General features: G+C 35.0%; 12 protein-coding genes. 10 read left to right on the top strand and 2 right to left on the bottom strand.

Going from position 1 to position 14,087, the window contains the following annotated elements; translation table 11 throughout:
- The first annotated feature begins 12 nt into the window (after positions 1-12).
- From LNP22_RS06220 to LNP22_RS06200, 5 genes are all read left to right on the top strand, one after another.
- Positions 13-3,189, top strand: a complete 3,177-nt coding sequence (locus LNP22_RS06220; protein WP_229975801.1) for an efflux RND transporter permease subunit — start codon at positions 13-15, stop codon at positions 3,187-3,189.
- Between the two features lie 213 nt (positions 3,190-3,402).
- A complete protein-coding gene (locus LNP22_RS06215; RefSeq protein ID WP_229975800.1) occupies positions 3,403-5,868 on the top strand; it encodes a TonB-dependent receptor in 2,466 nt (821 codons plus the stop codon).
- Positions 5,869-5,924: 56 nt separating this feature from the next.
- Complete coding sequence (locus LNP22_RS06210) at positions 5,925-6,257, top strand: hypothetical protein (protein WP_210667937.1); 333 nt, start codon at positions 5,925-5,927, stop codon at positions 6,255-6,257.
- Between the two features lie 14 nt (positions 6,258-6,271).
- Entirely contained in the window at positions 6,272-6,571 is a 300-nt protein-coding gene (locus LNP22_RS06205; RefSeq protein ID WP_229975799.1) for a hypothetical protein, read from the top strand.
- A 6-nt stretch (positions 6,572-6,577) separates the two neighbouring features.
- Positions 6,578-8,131 (top strand): PepSY-associated TM helix domain-containing protein, encoded by a 1,554-nt coding sequence (locus LNP22_RS06200; protein ID WP_229975798.1) that lies wholly within the window; start codon positions 6,578-6,580, stop codon positions 8,129-8,131.
- A 91-nt stretch (positions 8,132-8,222) separates the two neighbouring features.
- On the opposite strand, the gene LNP22_RS06195 is transcribed toward LNP22_RS06200, so the two are convergent.
- Entirely contained in the window at positions 8,223-8,570 is a 348-nt protein-coding gene (locus LNP22_RS06195) for a toxin-antitoxin system YwqK family antitoxin (RefSeq protein WP_210667934.1), read from the bottom strand.
- A gap of 209 nt (positions 8,571-8,779) precedes the next feature.
- A complete protein-coding gene (locus LNP22_RS06190; RefSeq protein WP_229975797.1) occupies positions 8,780-9,775 on the bottom strand; it encodes a TlpA family protein disulfide reductase in 996 nt (331 codons plus the stop codon).
- A 158-nt stretch (positions 9,776-9,933) separates the two neighbouring features.
- Here LNP22_RS06190 and aspS point away from each other — a divergent pair, with 158 nt between their 5' ends.
- The 5 genes from aspS (at position 9,934) to LNP22_RS06165 (ending at position 14,076) form a co-directional block, all read left to right on the top strand.
- Complete coding sequence (gene aspS / locus LNP22_RS06185) at positions 9,934-11,685, top strand: aspartate--tRNA ligase (RefSeq protein ID WP_229975796.1); 1,752 nt, start codon at positions 9,934-9,936, stop codon at positions 11,683-11,685.
- 343 nt (positions 11,686-12,028) lie between these two features.
- On the top strand, positions 12,029-12,223 hold the full coding sequence (locus LNP22_RS06180) for a cold-shock protein (RefSeq protein ID WP_007137066.1): 195 nt from the start codon (positions 12,029-12,031) through the stop codon (positions 12,221-12,223).
- Between the two features lie 243 nt (positions 12,224-12,466).
- On the top strand, positions 12,467-12,832 hold the full coding sequence (locus LNP22_RS06175; RefSeq protein ID WP_229975795.1) for an NADH-quinone oxidoreductase subunit A: 366 nt from the start codon (positions 12,467-12,469) through the stop codon (positions 12,830-12,832).
- 172 nt (positions 12,833-13,004) lie between these two features.
- Complete coding sequence (locus tag LNP22_RS06170; RefSeq protein WP_127338250.1) at positions 13,005-13,553, top strand: NADH-quinone oxidoreductase subunit B; 549 nt, start codon at positions 13,005-13,007, stop codon at positions 13,551-13,553.
- Position 13,554: 1 nt separating this feature from the next.
- Positions 13,555-14,076, top strand: coding sequence for an NADH-quinone oxidoreductase subunit C (locus LNP22_RS06165; protein ID WP_210667930.1), 522 nt, complete (start codon positions 13,555-13,557; stop codon positions 14,074-14,076).
- The last annotated feature ends 11 nt before the right edge of the window (positions 14,077-14,087 follow it).

Raw genomic sequence — 14,087 nt, 5'->3', positions numbered from 1 at the left:
AAAGCAAAAAATATGAAATTAGCCGAAATATCCATAAAACGTCCGTCGTTGGTAATTGTATTGTTTACAATTCTAACACTTGGTGGATTATTCAGTTACAGCCAATTAGGCTACGAGCTGATCCCTAAATTTGAGCAAAACGTTATCACAATTTCTACTATTTATCCAGGAGCTTCTCCGAGTGAGGTAGAGAACACTGTAACCAAGAAAATTGAAGATGCAATCGCATCTCTGGAAAACATCAAGAAAATTGACTCAAAGTCCTACGAAAGTTTGTCTATCGTATCGATTACACTGACTTCTACTGCCAAAGTCGATATCTCTATGAATGATGCGCAGCGAAAAATAAATGCCATCATAAGTGATTTACCCGATGATGCCGAAACTCCATCGCTGACCAAATTCTCCTTGAGCGATTTACCAATTATGACAATTGGTGCCAACGGAAAGATGGATGAAGCTGCATTTTATGATTTAATTGATAAAAAAATCGCACCTGTTTTATCTCGTGTAACTGGAGTTGCGCAAGTAAATATTATTGGTGGACAGGAACGTGAAATTCAGGTAAATCTTGATGCATTAAAAATGCAGGGTTACGGGCTTTCAATCCCACAGGTACAACAAAACATCCTGTCATCCAACTTAGATTTCCCAACAGGAAATATTCAAACTCGTGATCAGAAAATATTAATTCGTTTAGCGGGTAAATATAAAAGTGTTGAAGAATTAAGAAATTTAGTGGTTTCTTCTCAAAACGGAATTCAGATTCGTTTAGGAGATATTGCAGACGTTCAGGATACACAAAAAATTGCTGAAAAAATATCGCGTGTCGATCAAAAAAGCGCGATTGTTTTACAAATTATCAAACAATCTGATGCCAATGCTGTGGCAGTAAGTGAGCAATTATTAAAAACAATTGAAACTCTTGAAAAAGATTATAAAGCAAATAAACTAGAATTAGAAGTCGCAAAAGACAGTACTATTTTTACGTTGGAAGCTGCTGATTCTGTAGTTCATGATTTATTAATAGCCGTAATTTTGGTGGCTTTTGTAATGTTGTTCTTCCTGCACAGTATAAGAAACTCATTGATTGTAATGGTTTCGATACCAGCATCTTTGATTGCTACTTTTATCGGAATTTATTTAATGGGATACACCCTAAACTTAATGAGTTTATTAGGATTATCTCTGGTGGTCGGTATTCTGGTCGATGATGCGATTGTGGTACTTGAAAACATCTACCGACACATGGAGATGGGTAAAAGCCGTATTCGAGCATCGTATGATGGAACTGCAGAAATTGGCGGAACCGTAACTTCGATTACATTGGTTATTGTGGTCGTGTTCTTGCCTATTGCAATGAGTTCTGGTTTGGTTTCTAATATTATTACACAATTTTGTGTAACGGTAATTATTTCAACCATGTTATCACTTTTGGCTTCATTTACTATTATTCCTTGGTTGTCTTCTCGTTATGGAAAATTAGAACATATTGAAGGAAAAAATCTTTTTGGAAGAATTATTCTTGGTTTCGAAAGTTATTTGACACGTTTTACAAACTGGATCTCTGGTTTATTAGAATGGAGTTTAGATCATTACATCAAAACAATTGTGATTGTTTTAGTATTATTTTTTGGATCAATCTTCTCTTTACTAGGCGGCGGATTTATCGGTGGTGAATTCTTTGCTTCTTCAGACAGTGGTGAGTTTTTAGTTCAAATCGAAATGCCAAAAGATGCTTCGTTGGAGCAAACCAACTTTATGACACAAAAAGCAGAAGCCTTTTTGAAAACTCAGGAATATGTTCACAGCCAGATTACAACTGTAGGACAAACTAGTGAAGGTCTTGGAGCCTCACAAGCCACGGCGTACAAAGCTGAGATTGATGTAAAAATGATCGAACAGAAAGATCGTGATGATGATGCTTCGGTGTATGCTGCAAAAATCAAACGTAAACTTGAAAAAATATTGGTTGGAGCAAAAGTAAAAACAGTTCCGGTTGGTATTTTAGGTACGGCAGATAATGCTACTTTAGGATTAATTGTAACAGGTCCATCAACTGAAAGCGCCATGGCATACGCTAAATTAGCAGAAGCTGAATTGCGCAAAATTCCTGGAACAACAGAGATTAAACTAACTGTTGAAGACGGAAATCCTGAAATTAATGTTCAGGTTGACCGTGATAAAATGGCTGCTTTAGGTCTGACTCTTCAAACAGTAGGTCTCACCATGCAGACTGCCTACAGTGGAAATACGGATGGTAAATACAGAGCTGGTGAATACGAATACGACATCAATATTAAGTACAATGCTTTTGACAGAAAAAACATTACCGATGTTAGTAATCTAATTTTTATTAATGCCGCAGGACAGCAAATCAAATTATCTCAATTTGCTACCATTAAAGAAGGTTCTGGACCTAGCCAATTAGAGCGTAGAGACAAAACAGCTTCGGTAACAGTGCAAGGTCAAAATGTTGGGGTTCCTTCCGGAACAATTGTAACGCAATGGCAGGAGAAATTAGATAAACTTGAAAAACCAGTTGGGGTAAACTACATCTGGGGTGGTGATCAGGAAAACCAAAGTGAAGGTTTTGGTACATTAGGAATCGCTTTGTTGGCCGCTATTGTTTTGGTTTACCTTGTTATGGTGGGACTTTATGATAGTTTTGCACACCCGTTTGTGGTATTATTTGCTATTCCGCTTTCGTTTATCGGGGTATTATTAGCTTTGGCTTTGACCAACAACACCTTAAATATATTTACGATTCTTGGGGTTATCATGTTGATTGGTCTGGTGTGTAAAAACGCGATCATGCTTGTCGATTATACCAACCAGCGAAGAGCGGCTGGAGAATCTATCAGAACGGCATTGATTCAGGCAAATCACGCACGTTTACGTCCGATTTTGATGACTACAATTGCGATGGTATTTGGTATGTTTCCAATTGCATTGGCATCTGGAGCGGGAGCTGAATGGAAAAACGGATTGGCTTGGGTAATTATCGGAGGTTTGATCTCTTCTTTATTCCTTACTTTGATCGTGGTTCCTGTGATTTATAGTATCATGGAAAAAATCATCCACAAGTTTAGTAAAGGAGAAAAAATTGATTATGAAGCTGAAATGGTTGCCGATTATGAGCATATCGAACTAAGCGAAGACGGTTTTAACCCGAAACACACCCATTAATACATAAATTAGTTTTTGATTCTAAAACCTGTTCATTCATTTGAGCAGGTTTTTTTTATTTAGAATTGATTTACGCATCAATAATATGTTAATTTTTTATTGAAATGAAAAAAATAATTATCGTTAAGTTTTTTATTTAGAATAAATAAGAATAGCTTGTTTTGTTGCTGATCATGTATTAGATTTGCATTATTAAAACCAATTCTAAATAACATGACATCTAAATTTACAATATTTTTGTTAAGCTTGTGCTTTACTTTGTTACTAAATACAACCGTTTGGTCACAGGAAAAAGCAACCTTAAAAGGACAGATTACCACAAATGATGATCAATCGCCTGAAAATATTTCAGTGATCTTAAAAGGCACAAGATTAGGCACAATAACAGACTCAGAAGGAAATTACAAAATAAAAAATGTTAAACCAGGAATCTATACCTTAAAAATTTCTGCCGTAGGATATACTTCAAAAGAAAAAAAAATAACGATCAATGAAGGTCAGGAATTGGTTGAGAATTTCAGCCTTACTTCAAACTCAGAAGAGCTAACAGAAGTGGTTATTAATGGTGGCAGGAAAAATCATTTTGCACGCAAAGACAATCAGCAGGTTTCCAGATTACCGCTAAAAAATTTAGAAAACCCACAGGTTTATACTACCATTACAGGAGAATTATTAAAAGAACAAGTAGTCACCAATTTTGATGATGCCTTAAAAAATGCTTCAGGCATCACGCCTCTTTGGGCTGCTACTGGCCGTGGTGGTGATGGAGCTGCCTATTATTCTCTTAGAGGATTTGCTGTACAGCCTACTATGGTAAACGGTTTACCGGGACTAACAAACGGAAGTTTAGATCCCGCTAATATTGACAGGATCGAAATTATTAAAGGTCCATCGGGAACCTTGTTCGGAAGTAGCTTAATCTCTTACGGAGGTTTAATCAATACCACAACCAAAAGACCTTACAAAACATTTGGAGGAGAAATAAATTACACAGTTGGAAGCTTTGGTTTAAACCGCGTAACTGTAGACGTAAACACGCCTCTTAATGAGAACAAGACTTTAAATTTTAGAGTAAACTCTGCTTTCCACACACAAAACAGTTTTCAGGATGCCGGTTTTAAAGAATCGTATTTTATTGCGCCTTCGCTATCTTACGAGGTAAACGATAGATTATCATTTTTGATTAATACTGAATTTATGAGTAATGAAGCTACCAATCCAACGATGTTGTTTCTGGACAGAGGTGCGCCGTTACGAGTTCATAACATTAATGAATTAAAGTACGACAACGAACGTTCTTACACGAGTAACGAACTTACTCTTAAGACTCCTTCTTATAACATTCAGTCTCAGATGCTTTATAAGCTTTCAGATCAATGGACTTCACAAACCGTATTTTCTACAAGTTCAGCAAAATCTCAAGGAAATTACGCTTATCTATACGAGGGAACTCAATATACAACCATCACAGACGGAATTGTATTGGGTCGATATTTCAATTATCAGGATAATTTAAATCTTACTACTGACATTCAACAAAACTTCAATGGTGATTTTAAGATTGGAAGTTTAAGAAATCGAATAGTGGTAGGTTTTGATTATTTCAAAAGAACCACTTCAGATCGCAGTTCGGGATATTTTGGAAATGGAAACATTTACATAGGAGATAATTTACAAGCTTTTAATGCTGTTTTTGGCCCTTCAAACGGCGATACAGGAAATTTGACAAAAGCAGGATCGGATGCAATTGTTGGAGATAGTCCGCGCAACAACAATAAAACCAAGCAAGAAATTTATAGCGCATATGTTTCTAATGTAATCAACTTTACGCCTGCCTTATCTGCGATGTTGAGTTTACGTGCGGACCGTTTTATGAATGCTAAAAATGACGGATACAATCAAACTGCTTTTTCTCCTAAATTTGGATTAGTTTACCAACCGGTTTTAGATAAAGTATCACTTTTTGCCAATTACATGAACGGATTTGTTAATGTTGCTCCTGGTCAGAATCGTACTGCTACAATTGCCACGCCTTTAACCTTTGATCCAGAAAAAGCCAACCAGTTTGAAGTTGGAACAAAATTGAATCTTTTTAAAGACAAACTCTACGCTACTTTTAGCTACTATGATATTAAGGTTACTGATCAAGTTTATGTAGTAGAAACTCCATACGTTGATCCTGCAAACCCAACTGTTCCGCAGCCAAACAACCAGACTTCTTACCAAAATGGAGGACAACACAATAAAGGTTTTGAAGCAGAATTTGTTGCAAATCCGGTCAATGGATTAAATATTATTTTAGGATACAGCTATAATGATGCTATTCTAACGGCTGGAGACGCTGATTTCGTTGGCTTTAGACCTGAAAGCGCAGGAGCTCAGAATCTTGCCAACCTTTGGGCAAGCTACAAATTTACAAATGGTATTTTAAGAGGTTTCGGTCTTGGTTTTGGAGGAAACTATGTTGGTGATAATAAAATTATGAATAGAAAAGTTGCCGGAACATTTACAATTCCGGAGTATACAGTTTTAAATTCATCTTTGTTTTATACTGCTGAAAAATTTACCATTACAGTACGATTAAACAACATCACAAACGAAGATATTTATGATGGTTGGTCAACAATTCATCCTAAAGATCCGCGAGCCCTTGCAGCAAGCTTCTCTTATAGATTCTAAAAAAAACAAAAACACCTTTCTCTTGGTAGAAAGGTGTTTTTTAAATTCATAGAAAAATGATAACAATAGCCAGTTTACTGCTTTTTTTAGCTTTTTACACTTTATATTATACCTCAAAAAGAGCCTCTTTATCGTATGATCTTGGTTTTGAAAAATGGATGCAAAAAAATCCAAAACAAACCAAAGCAACAGGATTGATTCTTCTGCTTTTGGCCTACATCATGTGGCTTTTTACACAATCCTTATGTTGTGGTACGCTAATGTTTTGTATCCAGTTGATGACTGTTGGCAGTTTGATTATCATTTTGAGTCCGCTAAAAAAAATAGATAAAAAAGCCATTTTTATGCTTTTTTTTATAATTGCTTTTTTAGAATTTTATTATAACTAAAATTTGCTACCAATATGCCTGCAAACCCTAAATACTTAACACAATCAAACTGGCAAAGATTTGCCAAAATTACAGCTGCCATTGTGGGCGGCTATTTTGTTTCTGTAAGTTTTCATTTGGCTTTAGCTTCTTGGTTCAGCCGGGTAAACATCATGATTACGATGGCTTTTAGCGGTTTTATTCTTTGGGTTGTGCTTATGATTATTGCCTTTTTAGCAAAAAGTGCCTTAAAAATCTGGGGGCTTTATTTGCTCCTTATCTTAGTCTTTTCTCTTTTAATTTACTTGGGTCAGACCTATAATCCAGCAGTCTAACAACTTATGAGCAACCGTAATTACAATATTTATTTTCACACACATACCGTTAGCGGAATTGTTATTAGCGTCGTGCTGTTTGTGATTTTCTTCGCTGGTTCTTTTTCTTTTTTTAGGGATGAAATCATCAATTGGGAAAGAAGTGAATCGACAGTTATTACAAAAGAAATTCAGTTAGATTATGATACTGCTTTACAAACGCTTGACAAAAAATACGTACTGCACGGAAGGGCTTTAACGATTTCTAAACCAAGTATCGAAAATCGTGTTGCCATCTCTCTTGAAGGCACCAAAGACACTTTGGCTCCAGCCAAACAAAAGGCAGGAGATTTTTTCTATTTGGATACCAAAAGCTTCAAAACCTTTACTTATGAAGAATCCTACTCGCTTGGAGAATTTTTATACCGATTGCATTTCCTAGCTCAAATTCCGTATCCAGTTGGCTACTATCTTTCCGGGTTTACAGCCTTATTTTTTCTGTTTGCCATCATAACCGGATTATTGTTGCATTGGAAAAAAATCGTTTCTAACTTTTATGTTTTCCGGCCAAAAGAAAAATTAAAAACCTTATGGACAGATGCGCACACATCATTAGGAATGTTAGGGCTTCCTTTTCAGTTTGTATACGCGGTTACAGGCGCCTTTTTTATGATTAAACTTTTGATCGTTGCTCCAAGTGTCATGGTATTGTACCAAGGCGATCAAAACAAATTGTATAAAGAATTAGAATATACAGAACCCACATACGATTTTGAAAATAAAACTTTAACTGCGCCCTTTAGCATCACTAAATTGGTAGAAAAAGCCAAAAGCAATTGGAAAGATTTTCAAATTACACGTGTTTACATTCAAAATTATGGAGATGTGAACATGCACGTCTTAGTTGAAGGTGAATTGCTAAATCACAAAAAATTTACTGGAATCGGAAAAATCCTGTATCGCGTTGCAGATGGAAAAGAGGTCGCTAAAAAAGATCCAATTACACAAAACAGATATCTGGATGCTGTAAAAAATGTATTATATCGAATTCATTTTGGTGATTACGGAGGTTATGCCTTAAAAACCGTAAGTTTCATTTTAGGCATTATTACCTGTTTTGTCATTATTTCCGGAGTGATGATTTGGTTGGTGGCCAGACAAAAAAACAATATTCCCGAAAATAAAAGGCGCTTCAATCGCAGAGTTGTGCGCATTTATCTGGCGATTTGTTTGAGTATGTACCCGATCACTGCTTTGGCATTTAGTACAGCCAAAATATTTTATCCACTTAGTCAATCCAACCTTTATACAATTTATTTTACAGGCTGGCTTTTGCTGGCGGTATTTTTTATCCTTAAAAGAAATGATGCTTTTACCAACAAATACTGTTTGATTTCAGGAAGTCTTTTAGGCTTTTTAGTACCCATCAGTAACGGAATTATGACAGGTAACTGGTTGTGGAATTCTTTTCAGCACAATCAAATTCAGCTATTTTTTATAGATGCCTTCTGGATTGTTTTGGCTTCGATTACGCTTTACACAGCTCTGTCATTACAACCCAAAGTCAACAAAACAGCTTAAAAAAATTTAGAAGTTGTATTCTTGAGCATAAAAATTAAAACATAAAAAAACCGCTAATAAAAGCGGTCTTTTCTATTTATAAATAAACATATTAATTTCTATCAGCTAAAGCATTTTTTTGAAGATTCTTAACAGATTCTATTTTATTGTCTGAATACGCCACCTGATTGATGGTTTTTTCATTAAAATACATCCATTTTCCAGTTTTCACACCTTCTTTATATTCTGCAACAGCTGTTTTATTTCCTTTTTCGTCGTAAGACACCCAAATTCCATCTAATTTACCATCCTTAAAAAAGCCTTCTTGTTGAACGTTACCATTATCATAATAATAAGTAGCTTTTACTGTATTTCCAACAACTTCTAATTCGGGTTTTGATTCTTGTGCAACTAAAATTCCAGAGAACAATATTGCAACTAAAATTACACACTTTTTCATATCTTGTAGGTTTTAATGTTATCAAATCTTTATCAAATATATAAATTAATTTACATTAAAAAAACTTTTGCTTAACAATTTGGTAACATTGAATAAAAACTTAACATTGGAAATGAATTGTTTACAAAAAAACCAATGCCGAAGCATTGGTTTTACTGGAATTTTTACTAAAAATAAAAAATTACGATATCGTTGTAATTCGTGCTAAATTACTTCAAAAGTGCATCTAATTGTGTCTGAAGTTCTGGTGAAGAAGGTCTTTCGGCATCCGCGTTAACAATATTACCTTTTGGATCAATCAAAATAAATCTCGGAATTCCTGTCACTCCGTACTTTACAACAAAATCTGATTCCCAATCTTTATCCGCAAATAATTGAATTCCCCCTAGTTTTTTATCTGCTACAAACTTCTTCCACTTTTCATTGTCTTTTGCTTTATCAATAGAAATACTCACAAACTCAATATTTTTGCCATGATATTTTTCTTCTATTTTTTGCAAAAAAGGAATTTCTGCCCGACAAGGAGCACACCAAGTGGCCCAAAGATCAATATAAACATACTTTCCTTTTAAGTCGGCAAGTTTTGTTTTTCCTCCTTTGTAATTATCAAAATTAAACTCAGGTGAAGGATTCCCGTTTAATTTTCGCATCTTAGACGTACTCGAATATTGCTGAAAAGCATATTGATTGAATTGCTCAAACGAATCCAACAACACCTTTTTAAACTCTGCATCAAAGTCGCCTTTGTTAATGGCTTCCGTATCCGCTTTTTTCTTTTGTTCTAATAAAGCAGTAAATTCAGCAGGTTCTTTTAAAAAAGCTTCCGCTTGAAATTTTTCATTATTCAAAGCATACTGAGCAAGAAAATTGCTCTCGTTGACACCTTTACCTTTATATACAATGCTCTCATCAAACTCTTTGGCATTCATCGTCAGGTTTACTTCAGAATCCGGTAATAAAAATAAACTTGTAGATTCTGTACCATCCGTAAAATTGTAAAACCCTTTTGGAGCTTCAAAATTAGCGGCAAAAATCTCGTCTTTGCTTATGGGTACAATTTGCTTAAAGCCATTAGCGCCTCTAATTACAAGAGTATCACTATTTCTATTGGCAATTTTAGCCGTAAATTTTACTTGATTTTTGGCTTGACCCACCACATTCAAAGTGCTAAAAATCAGTAAACCTGCAACAAAAAGTTTCTTCATGATCTGTTTAATTAAATTTAATGTAATTCAAATCTAAAGAAATTACAGCTTCAAATTTTAGCAATTAACAAAATATTTCAAATTAATACATATCAAGTGACGAGTTTACTATATTATTTTGAATTTTGTGTTTACTTTTGCAATCTAAAATTTTGATCATGTATAGAAGTCATAATTGTGGCGAATTAAACGCCTCAAACATTAATACCGAAGTTACACTAGCGGGTTGGGTTCAAAAATCACGCGATAAAGGATTTATGAATTGGGTGGATTTGCGCGACCGTTACGGAATTACACAACTTATTTTCGACGAAAGTCGTACCGATAAAACTGTTTTTGAACTGGCAAAAACACTTGGTCGTGAATTTGTAATTCAGGTAAAAGGAACTGTAATTGAGCGTGAAGCCAAAAACAAAAACATTCCCACTGGTGCTATCGAAATTTTAGTTACCGAATTGACCATTTTAAACGCAGCCCTGACTCCTCCTTTTACAATTGAAGATGAAACAGATGGTGGAGAAGACATCCGAATGAAATACCGTTATTTGGATATCCGAAGAAATCCTGTAAAAAACAGCTTGCTTTTTCGTCATAAAGTAGCGATGGAAGTTCGTAAATATTTGTCTGATTTGGATTTTTGTGAAGTTGAAACGCCTTACTTAATCAAATCTACTCCGGAAGGTGCGCGAGATTTCGTAGTACCTAGCCGTATGAACGAAGGACAATTTTATGCTTTACCACAATCGCCTCAAACCTTCAAACAATTATTGATGGTAGGCGGAATGGATAAATATTTCCAGATTGTAAAATGTTTCCGTGATGAAGATTTACGTGCCGATCGTCAGCCTGAGTTTACCCAGATTGACTGTGAAATGGCTTTTGTAGAGCAAGAAGATATTTTGAATGTTTTTGAAGGATTGACAAGACATTTATTAAAAGAAATAAAAGGTATTGAAGTAGATAAATTCCCGAGAATTACCTACGATTATGCCATGAAAACATACGGAAATGACAAACCGGACATTCGTTTCGGAATGAAATTTGGTGAATTGAACGAATTTGCACAACACAAAGATTTTCCAGTATTTAATGCTGCAGAATTGGTAGTGGGAATAGCCGTTCCAGGAGCTGGAAATTACACTCGTAAAGAAATCGATGCCTTAATTGATTGGGTAAAACGTCCACAAGTTGGCGCTTCGGGAATGGTTTACGCAAAATGCAATGACGATGGAACTTATAAATCATCTGTAGATAAATTCTATGATCAGGATGATTTAGGACAATGGGCAAAAATTACAGGAGCTGAGCCAGGAGATATGATTTTTGTACTTTCCGGTCCAGCCGATAAAACTCGTGGTCAGCTTTCTGCACTGCGTATGGAATTGGCAACACGTTTAGGATTGCGCAAACCAGAAGAATTTGCACCTTTATGGGTTGTAGATTTCCCGTTATTAGAGCTTGATGAAGAAACCGGTCGTTATCACGCCATGCACCACCCATTTACGTCTCCTAAACCAGAAGATATGGCTTTGCTAGAAACAGAACCAGGAAAAGTACGTGCAAATGCCTACGATATGGTCTTAAACGGAAATGAAATTGGCGGTGGTTCTATTCGTATTCACGACAAAGCAACACAACAATTAATGTTTAAATATTTAGGTTTTACCGAAGACGAAGCAAAAGCACAATTTGGCTTTTTGATGGATGCTTTTCAGTTTGGAGCACCACCACATGGAGGATTAGCTTTTGGTTTAGACCGATTAGTAGCTATTTTGGGCGGACAGGAAACCATCAGAGATTTTATTGCTTTTCCAAAAAATAATTCAGGTCGTGACGTCATGATTGATGCTCCTGCCGCAATTGATCATGCTCAACTGAAAGAACTATCCATAAAATTAGATTTGAAATAATTTTTAGACATAATTTTTAGACATAATTTTTAACTAATAAAAACTGTAATTAGAGAATTTTAATTGCAGTTTTTTTATGTTCTTTTTTGAATAAATAATTCAAAAAAAGAAAAATAAGTCAATTTGATTAAGTAGTTAATTTAGTACAACATTTTTTGATGTTGCAGATTTTGAGGTATCATTAATGATTCGTTATTTATCGAGTTACATATCAAATTTGATGCAAAATAAATAGCGAAAACACTGTAAATCAATAATTTTTAGAAAAATTTAACACTCCGTTGTCTTTTGTATGAATTTATATGCTACATTTGCTTCATTATAAATTATTATTACAATTACAATGCGTACAGGTACAGTAAAATTTTTCAATGAGTCTAAAGGTTATGGATTCATTACAGACGAAGAAACAGGAAAAGATATCTTCGTTCACGCTTCAGGAATTAACGCGGAAGAATTACGCGAAGGTGACCGTGTAAGCTACGAAGAAGAAGAAGGAAGAAAAGGGAAAGTTGCTGCTAAAGTAGCAGTAATCTAAGAAAAATATAGCAATTTATTTTTTTTGCCTCTGAATGGTTTAAAAACGTTTCGATTTATTTCGAAACGTTTTTTTTTGCTCTTTACTGGAAAACAAACCCTAAAAAACAGCTTATTATTTATAATGAATAAAAATTAGACACAAACTCCGTTTCATAACCTACTTAAATCATTTTTTAGCTTGTGATTTACAGACCTGACAGTTATCTTTGTGTCTTATTTTTTAAGTAAAAACCCTAAGTTTATGCAATCTGACCAATACAGTTATCTTCCTATTTTAATGCAGCTTATTCTAGCAGTAGGTTTTGTGGTAGGAACTATTCTTATTTCCGGAAAATTAGGCCCAAAAAGAACATCAGAAATTAAAGATAAAAACTTTGAGTGTGGTATCGAATCTGTTGGTAACGCACGTATTCCTTTTTCTGTAAAATATTTTCTGGTAGCTATTTTATTTGTTTTGTTTGATGTTGAGGTTATTTTTCTTTATCCTTGGGCAGTAAACTTCAAAGAATTAGGTATGGAAGGAATGCTGAAAATGATTGTTTTCATGGCATTGCTTTTAGTTGGCTTTTTCTACATCATCAAGAAAAAAGCATTAGACTGGGAATAAATAATTTTAGATTTTAGATCGGTGATTTTAGAAACACTTGTTAACTAACTTATCACCAACTACAATTTAAAATATAATTTCTCTAAATTAATATTATTGATTTAAAAAAATTGATTTTAACTTTTATGATTTCCCCAAATCAGAAATCTAAAATCAGAAATCTAAAATAAAAATGAGCGATTCAAAAGTAAATATGGTTGCCCCTCCTGAAGGCGTTGTTGGTGAAGGCTTTTTTGCTACTAAGCTAAATGACGTTGTAGGTATGGCTCGCGCGAATTCTCTTTGGCCTTTACCATTCGCAACTTCTTGTTGTGGTATCGAGTTTATGGCGACAATGGCCTCTCATTATGATTTGGCACGATTTGGTTCTGAGCGTGTGAGTTTTTCTCCCCGTCAAGCGGATATGCTAATGGTAATGGGTACAATTTCTAAAAAAATGGCCCCTATTTTACGCCAGGTTTACGAACAAATGGCCGAACCTCGTTGGGTGATTGCTGTAGGCGCTTGTGCCTCGTCAGGCGGGATTTTTGACACTTATTCTGTCCTACAAGGAATCGATAAAGTTATTCCGGTTGATGTTTACGTACCCGGATGCCCACCAAGGCCAGAGCAAATTGTTGATGGCGTAATGAAACTACAAGAATTGGTAAGAAGCGAATCTGTAAGACGCAGAAGTTCGCCAGAGTACCAAGAATTATTAGCTTCATATAACATTTCATAAGATGGCTTTAGAAAATACCCTGATTCAAGATAAACTTACAGAAACATTTGACACAAGTGTTTTTAACTTTCAACAAGAAAGAGATATTTTTTCATTAGAAACCACAGCAGATAAAATTACTGCTCTGATTCTTTTCCTGAAAAATGATGCGGATTTGCGTTTTCACTTTTTGACCGATTTATGCGGTATTCATTATCCGGATAACAGCACAGATCGTCAATTTGCCATTGTCTATCACCTGCACAACTGGTACGAAAACAAACGTATCAAAATCAAAGTGTATCTTAATGGAGAAAAACCGGAGATCAAAACTATTTCGAATATTTTCTTAAGTTCTAACTGGATGGAAAGAGAAACATACGATTTCTTTGGAGTGAACTTTATTGGCCACCCACAATTGAAACGTATTTTGAATATGGATGAAATGGTATCGTTCCCTATGCGTAAAGAATTTCCGATGGAAGATAGCGGACGAACAGATAAAGACGACAGATTCTTTGGAAGAACAACAACAAATTGCTAAAAATAAATAAT

The organism is Flavobacterium flavipigmentatum (genome assembly GCF_020911905.1).
In the GTDB taxonomy this organism is placed as follows: domain Bacteria; phylum Bacteroidota; class Bacteroidia; order Flavobacteriales; family Flavobacteriaceae; genus Flavobacterium; species Flavobacterium flavipigmentatum.
Note: the sequence above shows the minus strand (reverse complement) of the source record. Positions and strands in the feature narration are given on the sequence as shown.